General features: G+C 57.4%; 1 pseudogene. It reads right to left on the bottom strand.

What is annotated here, in order from left to right:
* Positions 1-202: 202 nt before the first annotated feature.
* Positions 203-983: pseudogene (locus AC5ZFO_RS48085) on the bottom strand (IS110 family RNA-guided transposase); the annotation flags it as partial.

Here is a 983-nt window from a genome sequence, read left to right as displayed (position 1 = left end):
GCGGTCATATGTTCGGCCTGTGAACGCGGCACCTGGCCGCTGGCCACGATGATATCCGCGGAAGCAATCGCCCAATCAATTTCTCGCGCTCGAAGCGCAGTGAGTCAGGCGGTCTGATTGCTACCGGGAATGTCGTCATTCGGGATTCATCCAGATTTGCACCTTGCCTCCTCGGCAGATTTCTTCTTCTGCCGGAGAGCTCTTAGGATTTCGGTATTGCGGTCGGCGCCTGATAGATGCCACCTTTGACCAGCGAGGCCCAGGTGGTGCGCGCAATCTTATTGGCGAGCGCCACCGATACGACCTTGACCGGCCGTCTTTGCAGCATGGTCCGAACCCAGAGCGGGACCTTCAAGCCTCTTTTAGCAAGCTTGATGATAGAGGTCGCACCGACGATCAAGAGCGTCCGTAGTTGCCGATTTCCACGCTTTGATATCGCCCCGAGCCTTTCTTTCCCGCCGCTAGACCGTGCCCTTGGTGTTAGCCCTATCCAAGCCGCAAAATCTCGTGCAGTCGCAAAACAGCGAGCATCCAAGACCGATGTCCGAACGGTGGTCGCGATGAGAGGACCGACGCCCGGAATGCCCATCAGACGCCTCGCATCGGGGTCCTTTCTGACGGCAACCAAAATCTCTCTGTCGAGCTTCTCTATGCGGGTTGTAAGCAGCTCAATCTGTTCAGCGAATTGGATCAGGGCAAAGCGGGCGGCGTCGGGGATCCGGTTGTCTTTCTCACCCCGGAGAAGCACCAGGAGTTTAGCGATGCTTGCCATGCCGTCCCCGCGATAATGCCCAATTCGGCCATATGAGCACGCAGTGCATTTGCAGTCTGGCCGCGCTGTCTCATCAACAATTCTCGCGTTCGCAAAATCATGCCGGCTGCTTGTTGTTCGGCGGTCTTCACCGGTACGAACCGCATTGTCGGGCGGGTGACCGCCTCACAAATGGCTTCTGCATCCGCCACGTCGGTCTTGTTTCGTTTGA

This window comes from Bradyrhizobium sp. Unk1 (assembly GCF_059512345.1).
This window is presented reverse-complemented; position numbering and strand designations above follow the sequence as displayed.